This is a genomic window from Bradyrhizobium sp. USDA 3240 (assembly GCF_054063295.1).
On sequence record NZ_JBSSGD010000002.1, the window covers coordinates 7,708,219 to 7,725,526 of the forward strand.

At 60.8% G+C, this 17,308-nt stretch carries 15 protein-coding genes; 11 read left to right on the forward strand and 4 right to left on the reverse strand.

What is annotated here, in order from left to right; translation table 11 throughout:
* Positions 1-104 precede the first annotated feature (104 nt).
* Positions 105-314, forward strand: a complete 210-nt coding sequence (locus tag ACVIGA_RS36860; RefSeq protein ID WP_223968786.1) for a hypothetical protein — start codon at positions 105-107, stop codon at positions 312-314.
* 56 nt (positions 315-370) lie between these two features.
* On the opposite strand, the gene ACVIGA_RS36865 is transcribed toward ACVIGA_RS36860, so the two are convergent.
* Positions 371-673, reverse strand: a complete 303-nt coding sequence (locus tag ACVIGA_RS36865; RefSeq protein ID WP_456669877.1) for an SGNH/GDSL hydrolase family protein — start codon at positions 671-673, stop codon at positions 371-373.
* A 311-nt stretch (positions 674-984) separates the two neighbouring features.
* On the opposite strand from ACVIGA_RS36865, the gene ACVIGA_RS36870 reads away from it, so the two are divergent.
* The 3 genes from ACVIGA_RS36870 (at position 985) to ACVIGA_RS36880 (ending at position 2,960) form a co-directional block, all read left to right on the forward strand.
* Complete coding sequence (locus ACVIGA_RS36870) at positions 985-1,203, forward strand: hypothetical protein (protein ID WP_456669878.1); 219 nt, start codon at positions 985-987, stop codon at positions 1,201-1,203.
* Positions 1,204-1,454: 251 nt separating this feature from the next.
* On the forward strand, positions 1,455-2,276 hold the full coding sequence (locus ACVIGA_RS36875) for a hypothetical protein (RefSeq protein ID WP_456669879.1): 822 nt from the start codon (positions 1,455-1,457) through the stop codon (positions 2,274-2,276).
* Between the two features lie 471 nt (positions 2,277-2,747).
* Positions 2,748-2,960 carry a hypothetical protein gene (locus ACVIGA_RS36880; protein WP_456669880.1) on the forward strand — a complete coding sequence of 71 codons (213 nt, stop codon included), beginning with the start codon at positions 2,748-2,750 and terminating at the stop codon, positions 2,958-2,960.
* Between the two features lie 303 nt (positions 2,961-3,263).
* On the opposite strand, the gene ACVIGA_RS36885 is transcribed toward ACVIGA_RS36880, so the two are convergent.
* Together ACVIGA_RS36885 and ACVIGA_RS36890 are read right to left on the reverse strand one after the other, a co-directional pair.
* On the reverse strand, positions 3,264-3,452 hold the full coding sequence (locus tag ACVIGA_RS36885) for a hypothetical protein (protein ID WP_456669881.1): 189 nt from the start codon (positions 3,450-3,452) through the stop codon (positions 3,264-3,266).
* A 719-nt stretch (positions 3,453-4,171) separates the two neighbouring features.
* Positions 4,172-5,584, reverse strand: coding sequence for a mannose-1-phosphate guanylyltransferase/mannose-6-phosphate isomerase (locus ACVIGA_RS36890; protein WP_456669882.1), 1,413 nt, complete (start codon positions 5,582-5,584; stop codon positions 4,172-4,174).
* A gap of 412 nt (positions 5,585-5,996) precedes the next feature.
* Between ACVIGA_RS36890 and ACVIGA_RS36895 the strand changes: the two genes are divergently transcribed.
* The 4 genes from ACVIGA_RS36895 (at position 5,997) to ACVIGA_RS36910 (ending at position 11,236) form a co-directional block, all read left to right on the forward strand.
* Entirely contained in the window at positions 5,997-6,986 is a 990-nt protein-coding gene (locus ACVIGA_RS36895; protein ID WP_456670969.1) for a TAXI family TRAP transporter solute-binding subunit, read from the forward strand.
* Between the two features lie 17 nt (positions 6,987-7,003).
* Entirely contained in the window at positions 7,004-7,612 is a 609-nt protein-coding gene (locus tag ACVIGA_RS36900; protein WP_456669883.1) for a hypothetical protein, read from the forward strand.
* Between the two features lie 36 nt (positions 7,613-7,648).
* Entirely contained in the window at positions 7,649-8,254 is a 606-nt protein-coding gene (locus ACVIGA_RS36905) for a DsrE family protein (RefSeq protein WP_456669884.1), read from the forward strand.
* A gap of 108 nt (positions 8,255-8,362) precedes the next feature.
* A complete protein-coding gene (locus ACVIGA_RS36910; RefSeq protein ID WP_456669885.1) occupies positions 8,363-11,236 on the forward strand; it encodes a hypothetical protein in 2,874 nt (957 codons plus the stop codon).
* Between the two features lie 65 nt (positions 11,237-11,301).
* Here the strand turns inward: ACVIGA_RS36910 and ACVIGA_RS36915 are convergent, their stop codons facing one another.
* Positions 11,302-12,711, reverse strand: coding sequence for a polysaccharide biosynthesis/export family protein (locus ACVIGA_RS36915; protein ID WP_456669886.1), 1,410 nt, complete (start codon positions 12,709-12,711; stop codon positions 11,302-11,304).
* 608 nt (positions 12,712-13,319) lie between these two features.
* Between ACVIGA_RS36915 and ACVIGA_RS36920 the strand changes: the two genes are divergently transcribed.
* The 3 genes from ACVIGA_RS36920 to ACVIGA_RS36930 all read left to right on the forward strand — a co-directional run bounded on the left by ACVIGA_RS36920 (position 13,320) and on the right by ACVIGA_RS36930 (position 17,258).
* Positions 13,320-14,393 (forward strand): GumC family protein, encoded by a 1,074-nt coding sequence (locus ACVIGA_RS36920; RefSeq protein WP_456669887.1) that lies wholly within the window; start codon positions 13,320-13,322, stop codon positions 14,391-14,393.
* 261 nt (positions 14,394-14,654) lie between these two features.
* Complete coding sequence (locus ACVIGA_RS36925; protein WP_456669888.1) at positions 14,655-15,830, forward strand: O-antigen ligase family protein; 1,176 nt, start codon at positions 14,655-14,657, stop codon at positions 15,828-15,830.
* Positions 15,831-16,493: 663 nt separating this feature from the next.
* Complete coding sequence (locus ACVIGA_RS36930) at positions 16,494-17,258, forward strand: FkbM family methyltransferase (RefSeq protein WP_223973922.1); 765 nt, start codon at positions 16,494-16,496, stop codon at positions 17,256-17,258.
* Positions 17,259-17,308 lie beyond the last annotated feature (50 nt).

A 17,308-nucleotide genomic window follows, 5' to 3' on the forward strand; every position in this document is an offset into this window, starting at 1 on the left:
GTTCACCAGCTTGTCATTGCATTAAGAAAACGCAATCTGGAATCGCGGGCTTGTGAGTGGTGGCCCGGCGCGCCCGGTCTATCCTGAGCGCGCGGAGGAGTGCCATGAAATTCAGCTCCGAACTGATCCAGACGATGCGCGATGCGCTCGACACGGTGATGGCAAGCGTGCCGGCCGACCAATCGGTGTTCGGCCTCAAGGCGGCCGTCGCCGAATCCATCCTGCGGGCCGCGGCGCACGGCCAGACGTCGTTCGACGGGCTCGTGACGGCGGCTTCCGGTCAGCTGCAATCAATCATCTCGATGCTGAGCTAGAAGGCCAGATCGCGCCCAAGCGTCACCGACGGCTCGCGCGGAGCTTCGTTGAACCGCTACGATGAACCCATGCCTTCCCTGGCGATCCCGGTCAGGGCTTCGTATCCGGATGGCGTCAGGTGCAAGAGATCGCTCTTGTAATTGGCGCACGGCGTTGTTCGTCCGCATGCGATATTGGAGGCGTCGATCGTTCTGATTCCGAGTTCCCGGCTTCTTCTGCTGAGCTCGGCATTGACGGATCCGATATTCTCGGCGGCACCCTTCATCTGGTCGCCTCGTGGAAGAATCTGGATGGAGAAAATCTTGCCGTTCGGCCAAAGCGATCTGATCTCCCCAAACAGCTTTTGATAGGATTCCATCGCGCCGCCCGGCTTGCGACGTGACGAAGGACGGGAATGACGAAGGCTTCATCGAAATTGCCGATTGCCCTCGCGATACTCCGCGTTTCTACCGTCGGATATCGTTCGGCGCTGTTGGCGTCCGCTCCGAAAGTCGATGGATAAGTCGGTCAACGCTTTGGCTGACAATGCCCCGCCGCCGTAGAATCGACCCGATTCGGAGGCGCGCTTCATATGACGTTCCAGACCCGCCACCCTGGCGATGTCGTTAGGTTGATGGTTCACACGGTCGAGGCCGTAAGGACCGGTCGGCCGCGCGTCTGGTGGCGACAATGACGCGAGGCTATTGGGAATTCCGCTCCAAGGGTGGCACGTTTCGCATCGTGCCATTGAACGGACGATTTCAATTCTTCTTCGAGGAAGAGAATCTGGGGTCGTATCACTCGGCAGTGGCCGCCCTCAACGATCTGCTCGGCGGGTATAGCTATTATCCATCGGCCCGCGGGCTACCGTTTGAAGTCCCCGAGTGGACGTTCGTCAGGACGGGATAAAGAACTGGCTCGCGCACGTTTCGCGGTAGAAATACGGCGCCAGGCTTATGTCGTTCCATTGAGCTACTCGGACCAATGCCCTTGCTGTCCAAGTGAGCTCAAGCGCGCCGAGCCGCTTCCCTCCTTGCCTGAGCTGAAGTACGCTACCCGCTTTCCCAGTTGCGTACGTCAATGACCGCTCAGTTGGGATAGTTATTGCCCCTGGTTCTGGTTTCGGTCGGATCAGATTTGAATTGATACGGAGCGCCAAAATGGACTCCACGCTGGACAACAAGGCTGGGGAAGGGCGGCTCGCGAGCTTGGAGGAGCAGCTTTCGAACCTCGCGCGTGAAGCGGGAGTCAGCCCTTCGAGCCCACCGACCAGCATGAAAGTGCCTCGCGCGCTGCTAGAAGCGATTCCACGATTGGGAGATTGGCGCTACCCGGCCGCCGTTGGTTTTGTACTGCTGGCATCCGTTGGTGGCGGTGCTTGGTGGTGGTCCTCCGCTAGTACAGCGGTCGTACCCACCTCGAACCCTACACCGTTGACACAAATCCCACCGAAAGACATTGCACCGACCTCCGTCGCACCTTCTCCCGACCTGGCACAGCAACTCGGACCGATGGCGCGCGATCTCGCAGCCCTAAGGCAAGCGGTCGAAAAGCTGCAGTTGAGGCAAGACCAACTGGTTCGCGACAATGATGGCGTGGCAAGGCAAATCGCGGCGGGCCAGGCAGAAATAGCACGCAACAACAATGTCATCGACGAGATCAAGGCTGTGCAAAGTCAGATGGCGCAAGAAAGCAAGACGGTCACCGAGCGGCTCAACGTGAGCCAGGAGCAATTGGCCCGTCTAATCGCTAACGCCTCACCACCAAAGGTGGAGGCTGAAGCCCCTGAGCAGACGTCAGAGCAACCAAAGGTACCCCCCCAAGAGCAACCAAAGGTAACCCCACAAGAGCAGCCAAGGGTAACCTCCGAAGTACCATTGCCGCGTCCGCGGCGGCCGACCAATGTCACCCAGGCGCACAAGCCGGCGCGCCCGCAAGCCAACAAGCCGCAACCGTCGGCATGGCCGTGGTCAGTGCGCTAATCTGCGAGACCGCCATCACGACAAGCAGCGCGAAGAGGCCACGGACGCTTTGACCGCGGCCTTGAACCTAATCTCAATCAGTGCCCTGGAAACAGGATCTTCGCCAGAGGTTCGCCATAACGCCGGCCTCGGCTGAGAGCCCGCGATCGCTCTCGTCCTGGAATGAGTTACAGGGCCACACGGGCCAACCTCGCGGCAATAGCTGGTGACATCGAGCGGAACCCGCAGCGCGAATGGCCGAGCTGTGAGAACTGTCTGGCTCGACGTCATGCAAGGCGCGACTTCGGAAGGTCGACTACCTCGAGGTGTTTACCATATTTGAGGCCGCGGCGTGGTTCGCGGAAATTGGGGTGTATCGGCATAGGCCTTGCAGTCTAGGCAATGCTGGGAATTTCAGTGTCCCAGTTAGGAATAAACCGTCCCCGGCTGTGTATTTTTGAGACCGGCGGACTGACCGATTGGGAGGCATGGTTGAACTTCACCGCACATGTACAGTCCAGATTCCTGGTTCGGAAGGGAAGCACCGACTGGATGGTCTATGATCGAGAACTCAAGGGGCCGGCGCAGCTCGAAAGAGGTGGCCGCTTTGCCGAGAAGCTGACGAAAGAGCAGGCCGAACACATCAAGCAGGCGCTGACCGACGCTCTACCGGCGCCTGCGGTCAATGCTCGGGCTTGGCGGTGATCGACTGCCTTTGCGACGTGTCGGCGAAACAGACCGCGAACAAATGACGCCTGTGTTACCTAGTAAGGTATATGAACAGAATGAGACCTCGGGGAACGAGGCTGGGCGACACCTTCGTGCAACAAGCTAGGCCATTGCGGAATCCGACTGTGATTGCCGAGCGTTAAGGACCGCCATTGCTTGGTGAGCCTCTGGAACAAGCCAGCAACTTCTCGAGACGCTTGTTCTTCATTCACATGCTGCCGCCCGACATTGCGGTCAAAATCCGCGTGATGTCATGATCTTGCGGAGGAGGTAACCCGTTCACATTACCTTCGACGTGCTATGTACGAGGCCATTCGTCCTCAGACTCTGGATCGCCAATTGTTCTTCGGTGAGGCGCCGCTCGACGAACTCCCTCTCTTGTTCGGTTAGGTTGCCCTTGAGCAAGCGGCGATAGCGCTGGACATTGTTCCCGTAGACTTTCAGGCGCATCAACTGCTCGTCGGTCATCTTCGTCTCCATGCGAGACCGGCAATGGGCAGATAGCCCCCGGCCATTCCCAACAAAATTGCAGAGAGCCGGAAAAAATCTCGCCGCTGTCTCTGCGCCGCTTCAATGATTTCGGTCGTGGCTTTGCGCAACCTTTCCTGGCAGCGTGCAAGGCGACGATGCGCACCGAATAGCTTCTCTGCACGGAACGGCGCGGATCGGCGTCTCGCGATGCGTATTCGCATCGTCACCGGTCTTGCGCGAGGCGCGACCTATCCAGGACCATAAGGCCTCCCGCAATAAAATAGATGCCTTGGTCCGCATCTTGCGAGCGATCAAAGGCGTGCAATGAACAATTTGCTCCCGCTGCAATGAAGCGGATGTAGATTAGTTACCCTTCTTTGCAGAGGGGTGGCTGGAAATTCCGAGGTATTCCGTCGAACGTGGAATGTGCGCAAAGCCGTCGCGGAGCCACCCTAACTCACGATCAACTCAAGCAATTGCGTTGCCACTCGCTGATCTTGGTTAATCGGGCGTATGGTGCAGATCATGAGACTTCGTCGACAGCAGCCCGGCGGAAAGGGCGATCTTCCTAACGTCTCGTTCGGGATGCAATTCTCACACGCGCGTCGCCCAAGAAACTCACCTCACCGAAGGCAAAGCGCTTCGGTTGCAGCACGCGGCGCGCCGCACTCGGATGCGGACAGGCCGGTGGCGATCGGCGCGGGAACCGGCTCGCTTCAGCTGCGCCGGTAGTCGTCCTCGATGCGGATGATGTCGTCCTCGCCGAAATAGCTGCCGGTCTGCACCTCGATCAGTTCGAGCTGAATCTTGCCGGGATTCTCCAGCCGGTGCACCGCGCCGATCGGGATGTAGATCGACTCGTTCTCGTGCACCGTCTTGACCAGCTCGTTGACGGTGACCTGCGCGGTGCCGCGCACCACGATCCAGTGCTCGGAACGGTGATGGTGCTTCTGCAGCGACAGCCGCCCGCCCGGCTTGACGATGATGCGCTTGACCTGGTGGCGGTCGCCATTGTCGACCGACTGATAGGAGCCCCAGGGGCGATGCACCTTGATGTGGTTCTCGGTCACCCCGGGCGCCGCCACCTTCAATTTCGCGACCAGCCGCTTCAGCCCGTTGGCGTCCTTCTGGCGTGACACCAGCACGGCGTCCTGGGTCGCGACCACAACGAGATCGTCGACGCCTTCGAGCGCGACCAGCGCCCGGTCGGTCGAGACGTTGCAATTGCGGGAGTCCTCGAACACCGCCGCGCCGCGCGCCGCGTTGCCGAGATTGTCCTTGTCGGAGAGCTCCCAGACCTGACGCCATGAGCCGATGTCGGACCAGCCGCACGCCACCGGCACCACCGCGGCATGTGCGGTCTTCTCCATCACGGCGTAATCGATCGAGATCGCTTTCGCCGCGCCGAACGCCGACGCATCGAGCTTGACGAAGCCGAGATCGCGCGTCGCGGCAGTGACCGACTGCTCGATCGCCGCGATGCTGTCGGCATCGACATTGCGATACTCGTCGAGCAGCACGCTTGCGCGGAACATGAAGTTGCCGCTGTTCCAGAGATAGCCGGCATCGATATAGCCTGCCGCCGTCGCGGCATCCGGCTTCTCGACGAATTTTGCCACCGCGCGCACCTCGCCGGCGACCACCTCGCCCGGGCTGATGTAGCCGTATTCGGTGGCGGGGCGTTCCGGCTTGACGCCGAAGGTCACGATGCGGCCGGCTTCGGCAGCCACCAATCCGCCGCGGCAGGCGGCGACGAAGGCCGGCGTATCCCGCACCAGATGGTCGGCGGCAAGCGCCAGCACGATCGCTTCGCCGTCACGGCTCTGTGCGAATGCCGCACCGGCCGCGATCGCGGGCCCGGAGTCGCGGCGCATCGGCTCCAGCAACACATCGGCTTCGCGGCCGATCTCGGCCAGCTGCTCCAGCACCATGAAGCGATAGGCCTCGTTGGTGATCACGATCGGCCGCTCGAACAGGCCGGCGTCGGAGACCCGCAGCAGCGTCTCCTGGAAGGTCGAGCGCGCCCCGAACAGCGACAGGAACTGCTTCGGATGCACCTCGCGCGACGCCGGCCAGAGCCGCGTGCCTGCGCCGCCGCACATGATCAGGGGAATAATTCGTCGATCCATCGATGCCTCAAGTCCTATCGTGTCCGCGCTCAAAGACCAGTCGAGCGAAGGGGGCCGCGATCGACGGTGCCGGCGACTGCCATGACACTAGCACGGCGAAACCGTGCGTCCGTGGATATTCCGGCGCGCATTTTGATCGGTGTGTCGAACTGCTGCGGACCCAGCGGCCAGACGGTGTCCCCGGCATGTGGTGATGCACCGGCCGATCGATCCCTCCGTCAGGTCCGGGTAGCCACAGCGCATAATCCGGAATGGTTAGGGGGCTCCTCCAAGGGGAAATAGCGCGCGAGGGCGAACTGCACGAAACTACGAGGAAATTTCGGATTGGCGAGGGCAGAGCCAGATGGGCAAAACAAGCGCAGCAGTGCCATCGACCGGAAGGGGTGGATTGCGTCCGTTGCTCGTGCTCGCGATGCTGGTGCTCACCAGCATTCCGCTATTCAGCGTGGGTGTGCAGGCGCAACCTGCTGCATCTCGTCAGTTGCGGCGAGAACCTCAGCCAGAAAAGCCGCAAGTGACGATGAATGCCTGGACTATCGGCCTCGCCGGTGGCCTGCTCGAGGGCGCGCCTATTCGCCTCGCGGCCGAAATGGCGCGCGTTGTGGACGATGGCGACAAGCTGCACGTCTTGCCGGTCGTGACACGCGGTCCGACCGAGAACGTGAACTCATTGCTCTATTTGCGCGGCATCGATGCCGCCATCATCAATTCCGACGTGCTCGATGAATACAAGAGCCAGGTGCCGGACATCCAGCAACGGCTGGCCTACGTGCTGAACCTGTTTCCGTCCGAACTGCATATCTTCGTCCGTCCCGAGATTCAGAGCCTGGGCGATCTCGTTGGAAAGAAGGTCAACTTCAACAACCTGGGGACTGCCGCGGCCTATTCGGGACCGCTGATCTTCAGCCGCCTTGGTCTCGACGTGGAAAAGACCTTCATTCCTCATCAAGTCGCGCTCGAGCAGATGCGCAAAGGTGAGATGGCCGCGGTCGTCTTCATCACCTCCAAGCCCGTGGACGCGTTCGTGCGCGGCCGCTGGGAGCCCGGATTCAAATTCCTGCCCGTCCCCTATGACAAAAAGTTTGAGGACTTCTATCTTCCCGCCTCGCTAGAAGCCACGGAGTACCCCAATCTTATCAAGCCGGGCGAGCGCGTCGCGACAATCGCGGTGCCGACCGCCCTGGTGGCCTTTAACTTCCCGGTCAAGTCGAACCGTTACGAACGCATTGCGCGCTTCGTGGAGTCCCTGTTCTCGCGGATCGACAAGCTGCAGCAGCCTGGCTTCGACCAGAAGTGGAAGACGATCAATCTCGCGGCGACCGTTCCCGGCCTGACGCGTTTCCCTGCGGCGCAGGCATGGCTTGATCGCGGGCCGCGCGCCGCCACAAATCCATCGCAATGAGACGCGCGGCGATCCGGATGGTGGCTGGATTCTTGCTGGCAACCGGTATTGCCTCGGCACAGGCGGAAGGACCTCGTCGCATTGCTCAGCTTCGTGGTTGCTCCTCCATGGAGCGCCCGGAAGGGATCGAGTGCTCCGAGAAGCTGTCGCGAACGTCAACGCCGTCCCAGCCGAAGCAGCTCAACAACTGGGTCATCAGCCTGACGACATCGCCTCTCGACTACTCACCCGTTGCCACCGCCACGACGGCATCTCGCGATGGTATCGGCGAAAGCGGAATGACGCTCTCGATCCGCTGCCGTGGCGGACGGAGCGAACTGATCGTCGGAGGATCCCGCGTGTCCGGTCGCACCGACGGATATGCGCTCGCCTATCGTATCAACGACGGTCAACCACAGCAGATCAATGCAACCGTGCCGGCGTCCGAGACCGGCGTAGCGTTCGGTGGCGACGTAGCGCGCTTGCTGCAGTCCCTTCCGGACGGCGGAAGTCTCGCTATTCACCTTGCCCCCCGAACGGGTGACGCGCTGGACGCGGTGTTTCCGTTGGGTGGTTTGGATGCGGTGCGCGCGAAGATCTCCGCCGCCTGCAAGTGGCCGCAACCGGCCGCCAAGCCCAACGGATAGAGGATTTGATGACGTGTGTTCAATAGGAGAGGTACCATGCGTGTGTTTCAGCATATTGCGACGATAGCTACCATCGGAGCCGCAACGATCCTGCTTGCCGCTCCCTACGCTGCGGCTGAGCAGGGCGGCGGACGTTACTGGACGCCAATGATAACGAACACCGCTGCTGACAGCGATCATGGTGCGCGAAGGGCCCATGTTGCGCGCAAGGAGACCGCTCACAGAAAGGAGCGATCCATTCTCAACGCCAACGCCCGGATTCCAACCAACGCCAAGGCGCACAACCTGATCCTGCAAGTGAATACGAACGACCCTGCCGCCATGAATCTCGCACTCAACAATGCGACCAACGTCGCACAATATTACAAGGATCTCGGCGAGAAGGTGAAGATCGAGGTGGTCACATTCGGACCCGGCCTGCACATGCTCCGCGAGGACACGTCGCCGGTGAAGTCCCGAATTGAGGAGATGGCGCTAAGTACGCCGGAAATTTCGTTCAAGGCCTGCGGCAATACGCAGGAGAAAATGCATAGTGCCGAGAAGAAGGACATCCCGATCATTCGTCAAGCGGAGGTGGTGAAGTCCGGCGTCGTGCGAGTGATGGAGCTGCAGGAGAAGGGTTGGTCCTATGTAAAGCCGTGACGCACGGCCTTGTCTGGAAAGGGCCTCAACGCGGGGCCTCGCGCCGAGGGTAGGGGACTTGACGCCTCACCTCGACAGATCGTGTCGCCATACGAAAGGTGATTACGGATGGATCGCACGGTTCTCCTGGATGACGAAGTAAGCCCCGCCTGCGACATCGCAGGCGCACCGCCGCGACGTCTGATCAGCGTTGCACAGCCCGTGCTGCTGTGGACGACGACCGTCGCCATGCTCGCAACCGCGTGGGTACCCGAAACGACACGGGCGTCGCCCGATCCGGTCCGTCTCGCTGCGGATGTGCGGCAGACGGTGGCCGTTCGCAATGCCAATTCGGCCACTGCGGCAGAAGATGGCAATTCCAAAGTCGCGCCGGGGCGCGAAGGCGATATCGAGCGGCCGATGCTGACAGTACAGGGAGCGCGCGACCAGAGCGGGCCTCCCTCAGACCAGGTGCCCGATTTGGGTAAGAGTCTGTCCTGCGAGCTCTCGACTGCAAGGCTTGACATTGGCTTGTTGCAGCGCATCGAGCAACAGCGCGAGCGGGCCGAGATGTTGGAGCAGGATCTTGCCGCGGCTCGACGCGACGTCGAAGTCCAGACTGCCTTGGCCAGTAAGGCCGTCGAAGATGCCGCTCGGGTGAAGCAGGCCGTGCAGGGTGGCGAGGCGGGGCAGGATGCGCTGCAACAAGCGCGTGAGCGGGCAACAAGGCTGGAACAGGATCTCGCGGCGGCGCGACGCGACGTCGAGACCCAGACCGCGCTGGCGGCACGGGCAGGCGAGGAGGTTTTGCAGCTGAAGCGAGCGGGCAAGATCGGCGCGGCCGAGACGAGCCAGGTGCCTGCAAGGGGCGGAGTGCCGGCGCACGGCCTTTCCTTGGCGCGGAGTGCAGTCCAGGCCTACGAGGCTCAAGTCCGTGCGGTTGGAGGAGAGCTGGCCGAACTCGGACAAGCGACCGCGAGCGATACCGGGTCGCATCGCGACCCGGAGCGGTTTGCACGTCTCGAGCAGGACCTCGCGGTCGCGCGAGGCGAGCTCGAGACACAGACCACGATCGCGACGAAGGCGAGCGACGAGGCGTCCCGCCTCAGGCAGTCGGGGGAGAGGGACGCGGCGGACTTGCAACAGGAACGCGAGCAATCTGCGCGGCTGGGTCGGGATCTTGCGGCGGCGCGGCGTGATCTGGAGGTCCAGACCGCATTGGCGACGAAAACGAGCGAGGAAGCGTCCCGCCTGAAGGCGGCGGGCGAGAGCGGCGCAGCCAAGCTGGAGGTATCCCTGCAGCAGGAGCGCGACCGGTCTGCGCGGCTGGATCAGGATCTCGCGGCGACGCGGCGTGATCTGGAGGCTCAGACGGCGCTTGCAACGAGAGCGAGCGAGGAAGCATCCCGCCTGAAAGCCGCGGGAGATCGCGGAACGCCAGATCTGCAGAAGGAGGAGGAGCGGTCCGCGCGGCTGGAGCAGGACCTCGCGGCAGCGCGGCGTGACCTGGAGGCCCAGACGGCACTGGCGGCAAAGGCGGGCGAGGAAGTCTCGCGTCAGAAGCTGTCGGTGGAAGCCGTGGCCGTCGATCTGAGGCAGTCGCGGGCGAAGGTCGACGCGATGTCCCTGGAGCTTTCCCAGGCGCGCAGCTCGATTTACGCATACGAGGCGCAGGCCCTTAAGGCTGGAGAACAAGTGGCGGAGCTCAGGCGCGCGGCTGAAGGCGGCGCGGCTTCAGCTCACAAGGCCTCACCCGACGTACAATTGGCCCGGTTGGAGCAGGACCTCGCGACGGCGCGCCGCGATGTCGAAGCGCAGGCCGCACTGGCGGCGAAGGCAAGCGATGAAACAGCCCGATTGAAACGGGAGAAGGAGAACGGCGCGGCAGAGGCGCAGAATCTGCTGCAAGCTGCACGTCAGCGGGCTGACAGGCTGGAGCAGGATCTGGTGGCGGCGCGACGTGATATCGAGGGCAGGATCGCGCTGGTGACGCAAGCAGGCGAGGAAGCCACACGGCTGCAAGTAGCGGTCAAGGGCGCTGCAGCAAACCTGCAAAAGGAGCGTGAGCGATCCGCGCGGCTGGAGCAGGATCTGGTGGCGGCGCGACGTGATCTCGAGAGCAAGGCTGCGCTGGCGACGCAGGCAGGTGAGGAAACATCCAAGCTGCAAACAGCCGGCAAGACCGCCGCTGTGGATCTGCAAAAGGAGCGCGAGCGATCCGCACGGCTGGAGCAGGATCTGACGACGGCGCGGCGCGATGTCGAGTCCAAGACTGCACTGGTAGCCAAAGCGGTCGAAGACCTGTCCCGGCTGACATCCGCGGGGAAGAATGGCGCGGCGGACCTGCAAAAGGAACACGAGCGGTCGGTGCGGCTGGAACAGGACCTGGCAGCAGCGCGTCGCGATAGCGAGGTCCAGGCGGCGAAGGCCGCAAAGGCAAGCGAGGAGGTATTGCTGCAGAAGAAGGCAACAGAAGCCGGTGCTGCCGAGCTGAGGCAATTGCGCGCCGAGAGCGCGGGCGTGAAGGCGCAGAACGTCTTCCTGTCGCGGAGCGCGATCCAGGCGTATGAGGCACAGGGGCGCAAGGAGACTGGCGCTGCGTCAGATGTATTGACGACCGGCTCGTCCGGCCCGGACAAGTCCGGCTCGATCGCAGTGGCTGCCAATCCGATAGCCGAGCAAGTGCCTCAGGCGCGTGCTCCCGCTGTCGCTCAGCCTGCTTCCGAGCAGCTTGCAGAGGCCGCAGGGTTGATCCTGCGTGCAAATGCCCTGCTCCGGCAGGGCGATGTAGGCGCGGCGCGGCTTGTGCTTGAGCGCGCCGTCGAGATGGGCAGCGCCCAGGCGAGCTTCGCGCTGGCAGAAACCTACGATCCGTTGGTTCTGGCGAAATGGGGAACTTACGGCACCCGCGGCGATGCGAGCAGAGCAAGAGCCCTGTATGCCAAGGCCGATGCCGCAGGAATCAAGGAGGCGAAAGCTCGGCTGGATGCACTGCATCGCTGATATTTGCGGACACGCGCCGTGCCTGGCCGATCAGCTTGCAGCCGTGACCGAGCGGACCGACCTCATCATCTGACGCCGACTGAAGGCGGATCAGCCTCCGTCACCGCAGTTCGGCCCGTCGCCGGTGACGAGCCTAATCCGCTCAGCTTTCGGGAAGGTACGTCCGGAAGATCCTGGTATCGCAAGGAGACCTCGACCGTGTCGCCTGGTTGCAACTCGGTGTCTTCGTTCGCGGCAATCTGTTCCGGCCCGTTCTTACCCTTCCTGACGATGGTAATGTCGGGCTTGCTTCCGCTTCCTCGCACGAGCTGCGATCGAACCATCGCGGTGTATTGAATCTTCTCACCCACGGCCTGCAGTCTCTCGCGAACCTGGTTAAGCCTCAAGCTCGTGTCCTGCAGCTCGCGCAGCAGGTCAAGCCGCCGCTGGTCATCGAGCTTTGTCAGCCTTCTGACGAGATCATCCTGTTGCTTCTTGACCTGCAGCAGCTGCGCGGAGGTCTGCAGCTTCCTGGTTGACGACAGCAGAACCGCCCGACGCGCATCCGTGACGCGCGGGCTGGTCAGGGTGCCTCTGGCGAACATATCTTGCGCCTTTTGCAGCTCTTCCTGGTCCGACTGAAATCCCTCTTCCTCCCGCTTTTGCTGCTCGGACAGCACGCGCACTTCCTCGTCTCCCTGCCGAACGCCGCGCTGGATGAACTCCTTCTCCTGCTGATAGTCACTTTGCTTCGCCTTCAGGTACTCCGTTTCAGCATTGAAGATTTCCGAAATCGCCGATCGAGCGATCGGTGCCTCCTTCGCAGCGTTCGGAGCGATCTGGGTCGCCTCTCCAAGTTCCGTCTTGATACGCCACAAGCGCGCCTGCTCTTTGGCGAATTCCGTCCAGAGCGATCCGTACTCGGCTCTCATGTCCGCCAGATCGAGATACGGATTGTTCATTCTCACATGCATGATGTCATAACCGCTTGCCACTGCTATGAGTTGACGTGCGGTGATCGACGGAAGGTAAGGATACTGGCCCGGCTTCGAGACATCGCCATTGATGTAGATCGGCCTGTAGTCCGCCACGGTTGCAGTGATTTCATCTGCATCTATCACGATGACGCTTTCGCGCCCTTCCGGACTTCTCTGTCGAAACACTTTGTTCGCCAGTGCGGTGCCGACCTTGGCTCGGATCTGCGGCAAGCTCAGGCCGGCTACCTGAAGCACTCCGACGAGCGGCAACGATATGTTCCCGTCCGTCTGGACGGCTGCACGAGATCGCAGCTCCGGCACGCCCGCTGCCGCGACCTCCAGCACATCTCCGACATTGACGAGATACTCGGCTTTCGCTTGGGTCACTGAAATCGCCAAGCCGAGGGCGACCAAGCCCCATTTGATGTAACCGCCGAGGCCGTTGTCCAGGATACTGGGCCTGAAACGCTTGCGCGGTGTGGAGTTCGGCATGACGGCAACTTTCTGCGACGTGGTCACCAGGATGAAGCCCTCGGAATCTGTCGGCGTACCAACACGTCAACATCGCTGACGCTCGGGTCGCCATCGAGGCGGACGATCGGCAAACCGGGGTTGGTTCCCTCATTTGCTGCGAGGCAGGGCTTCCCGCCCGCATTTTCGATTGATCGGCCCTGTTGATCGTCAATTCGAAGTTGCATCGGATCCATTGGGATGTGCGAACGCGCGGATCGCCACTCGAATTTAGTCCGGTAGTGCCGCGGCTCAATGGACCATCGTAATTACCCATTTATTGCCTTTCCCAACCTGTGACCCGGAATGTACTGATTCAGCAGGAAATGCGTGATTGGGCCGTAGAGTGCCATGAACGATGCGTTCTTCACCGGGCTGCCGGCCTCCGCCAACCTTCCGGCGCATCCGGTCCATGGCAGCCGGGTGAATTCAGCAGGTGCCGTCGGGCCGGTTACTGGCCTCACCGGCCATGACCGCTGCCGAATCCGTCGCCAGCGTGACTTCGGCTCATGTCGCGGTCCTCGTCTATCACAGGTTGAGGCCGCGACTACGCGCGGTTTCGGCCAGCAATCATCAGCGCTGGTATGAAAATGCTACAGAATACAACGGATAGTTGGATGAACCGGGACGATCCGCCGCCGCCGGAATTTCGTCCTACGTCGGTCATTTCCGTGCGAGCGGTGTTTGCCTTCGTACGGCGACGCCTGTTGACCATGTTCCTGGTGTGTTGCGCAGCGCTTTGCGTTGCCGTGCTCTACCTCATCATGGCGGTACCCACGTTTACTGCCAAGGCGCAACTTATCGTAGATTCGAAAGCGACCCCCGGCGACGTTGCAGCAGTCGCAACGATTGTCGAGAGCCAGATCGGAATCATAAGGTCCGAGAGCATCGCCAGTGCTGTGATCGAGAGGCTCGGCCTTGCACAGGATCCGGAGTTTGCGGGCGGGCAGGGTAGCAGCGCGCTGTCCGTATCCCGGTTGCTCGGCTGGACTAGACCGGAAGGCGAAGGTAGCGCCATGCGCTACGCCGTGGAATCCTTCGGACAAAGGCTTACCGCCAAGCGCATCGGCCCGACTTACCTCGTCGAGCTCACCTTCAGTTCCAAGAACCCTGATCGAGCAGCGCAGATTCTGAACGCCGTCGCAGAAAAGTATATTACGCATCAAATGGACCAAGGGGGCTCGCTGCAAGATGAGACGTGGGTCCGGGATCGACTGAATGGCTTGAGCACTCAAGCGGCGGCTGCGCAAAGGGCACTCGAGGACTTCAGTAGGAGCAAGAAGGATGCGCCGGATTCCGCCGCCAATATGGACAAGTTGGCGGCCGCTGCAGAATCGGCCAAGAGTGCTTATGATAATTTTCGTCACATGCTGCGCAGGCTTGAGGCGACGCGACAGCAGTCCTCGCCGGTGTTTGCTGCGAGCCTGATTACTCAAGCGTTGCCTCCTCTGAGGGCCGCTTCGCCAAAGCCCAAGAATGTACTTGGAATAGCGCTCCTTGGCGGGCTGCTTCTCGGCCTCGCCTTCGCGGTGCTGCAGGATCTGATGGATGGTCACATGCGCTTCGCTGCGTTGGACCACTTGCTCGGACACGATGATAGAGCCGAGTGGCCTGTCTCGGACGCAGTTCGACCGGATCATCAATCTGAAACGTCGAAGACCAGGCCAGTGCGCCTTACGGGTTCGGGGTGAGGGCAGAACTGCCATTCTCGGAAATGCTTGAGATGCACTGTGTTGGACAGCCGGCGGGCAGGCGCCATCGGATGATCAGTTCGGAAGACGTCACGCTGCTGGCCGGGAATGAAGACTGGGCGCGGATTCGACGCGTTGTGCCATGTCGATAGAACCGCTCAAGCTCGCTCGAGGTGACTTTCAGTGGCTTGGGAGCCGCTGCACACCGAGAAACCGTGCACTCGCGCTCGATCGCGCTGAAACGCAGGGAGCGGGCTCGTCATGACCGTTGCGGTAAGATATGGCGGCGGAACTCCCTATCATCGCGCGTCTGCGTACTCGCTCGACCAAAGGGTAAAATGGCTTTTTCTGGCGGTCATTTTCATACTGCCATTTCAACGAGTGCCGTTCGTCAATTCGAACCTGTTAGGCATACAGGGCTGCAAACCCTTCAACCTGTTGTCAGCGGGAGTGCTGGTCTATTTGTTATTCCGAGTTTCACTCTTATCAGCGACCGACAAAATCGAACGGACGTCCATCCGCATTCTCTTGCTGTATTTCGTAACCTTCATCATTGCCTTTGCTAGATCAGTCTCGAATGCTCCTCTGCTTCATGAGCGTCTCCCCGATGTATTTCCAGATTCCTATTTGGATTACATCATGTCATACGGCATGGTTCCGGCGTTCTACATACTGCCGTTTCTGTTCATTCTGAAGCGATGTCGTTCGTTTTCGGAGATTGAGACAGTCGTCAACGCAATCTGCGTTTCGATTCTCGTCTTATCGGCGAGCTTCATATTCGTCGCCGCCATGAATCCATCGGCCGCACTTTCGGGTCGGGCTGCCGTTAACGATTTTTGTGAAGCCTATTTCGGCATCCACTACAACACGATGGGCACGATATACATCTGCACGGCGCCCTTGTTGCTGTACAAGGCACTTACACGTAGCTCACTCTGGATGGTGCCCGTCGCCTTGTCGCTTTTGGGGCTCCTTCTACTCTCATCGCGCAGCGCGCTTCTGACCGTTGTGGGCTCCTACGTTCTTATTCTGATTTACAAGCGCAAGTTTGCCGTCCTGGCTGCCGGCGCCGCGATGGTGGCCATCGCATCCGTTCTCTGGATCGCGCCAACTATGGACGCCATCTTTTCCATTGGTTTCGATGGGACTTCGGAGGTGTCGGCTGACGAATTGCTGACTGGCCGTGTAGATTTCATTTGGATCCCGGTGCTCAACGAATGGACGAGTGATCTCGGCCTGTTTCTGTTCGGCGCGGGTCGGTCCGGAATCATAACCAGCGAAGCCTGGTACACGGGAACGCTCATACAGGCTACTCATGCGCACAACGCAATTATCGATTTCTTTCTCGACTGTGGAGCGATCGCGACCGGCATTCTTCTCGTTTTTATGTGCGTCGGGATATCAACCGCCTGGGCGTGTCGGCCGACGGTTGCATAACGACCTGTATTGGGCCCTGTTTGCGTGCATCGTCGGCTATGGAATAAGCATGTTTACCGAGCGGGAGGTATTTCCATCGTTCGAGAACATGTACCTGTTCCCTCTCATTGCGATGATGGTTAACCTGGCGCGCCTGTCTTCGCGCGTGGGCCAAAACTCGGCATGAGCTGCTGATTACAACCGGTCATCGCTGATGGAATTGTCGCTTAGGTAAGCCTCAGCGACCTGACGCTGGTGCAATACGAGGCAGGTCCGAGGGCTCCAGGGCCCCCTCGAGGCCCCGCCTCACGCCGGCACCGCAACCGCGGCGACAAGCCGGTGGAGGTAACTCCTGTTCTCCGTCGCTGAGCCCGTGATCTTCTTGCAACGAAGCGACCGAGCCCGCCTAATGATGATATTTAGCTTCGCATCGTTCCTAATTGTGATGGATTCCAGCGTGACTATGTCCGAGCGGGAGAGGGCGGTTGGCAACAGCCCGACCGAAATGATCAAGATCCCGCTCTCGTGTGACCGTGCCGGCGGGCGCCGTATGAACACGGCACTGTCACACGCGTTCATCAAGCACGGCGAAGCGTTCTACGACCCGAGGGGAGCTTCGTGCGCGCGGGGACAGAAGAATTTCGGTGGAGCGCAGCGACGGTCAAACTGGCAGGGAGCGCTCCAGTGATAGGACCGCTCAAGCGTCTCACGCAGCGCCTGCTCATCGGCGCGCTCGGATTTGACAACTACCTTTTCTTTGTCGCTCAAGCGCGCATCGCTACGATAAAGGCGTTCCGTTACGAAGCCGACTTCCTGTACTTTCTCAACATGGTGCCGAACGACGGCGTAATCCTCGACATCGGCGCCAATATCGGGGTGACGGCCTATTTTCTGGCGGCAACGAAGCCCGGCTCCCGGGTCCATGCGTTCGAGCCGGGGCCCGAGAACTTCAGGAGTCTGACGCGCGTGGTCGCGCAGCATACGCTCGCCAACGTGACGGTTCACGAATGCGGTCTGGGCCGCCAGGCTGCAGCACTTCCGATGATCATGCCTGTGATAGGCGGCATTAAGCGACACGCGCTGTGCCAGGTCGACGACGGGCACTCCGAATACAAGGAAGGCATCCGCTTCCAGATCAAGATAGAGCCGCTCGACGACGTTCCGGACCTCAAGACGCGCACGGATGTGCACGCGATCAAGATCGATGTCGAGGAATTCGAGGCCGAGGTGCTGAAAGGGGGCATGGAACTGATAAGGCGCTGCCGGCCGCTCATCTTCTGCGAGATATGGAAGCCCGAGAACCGCGACGAGATTCGAGCGATGTTCGAAGGCGAGCGCTATCGCATGTACGGCTATGAGCATGGCGTGCTCAAGCCTGCCGGGTCCGGCCTCAAGAACTTCACGGGAAACTTCTTCATCATTCCCGACGAATGTCCGCTGCCCCAGTAGGGCTTGCGCCGGTGTCCCGATCCCCGTCGCGCACGGCATAGTGTTTGTGA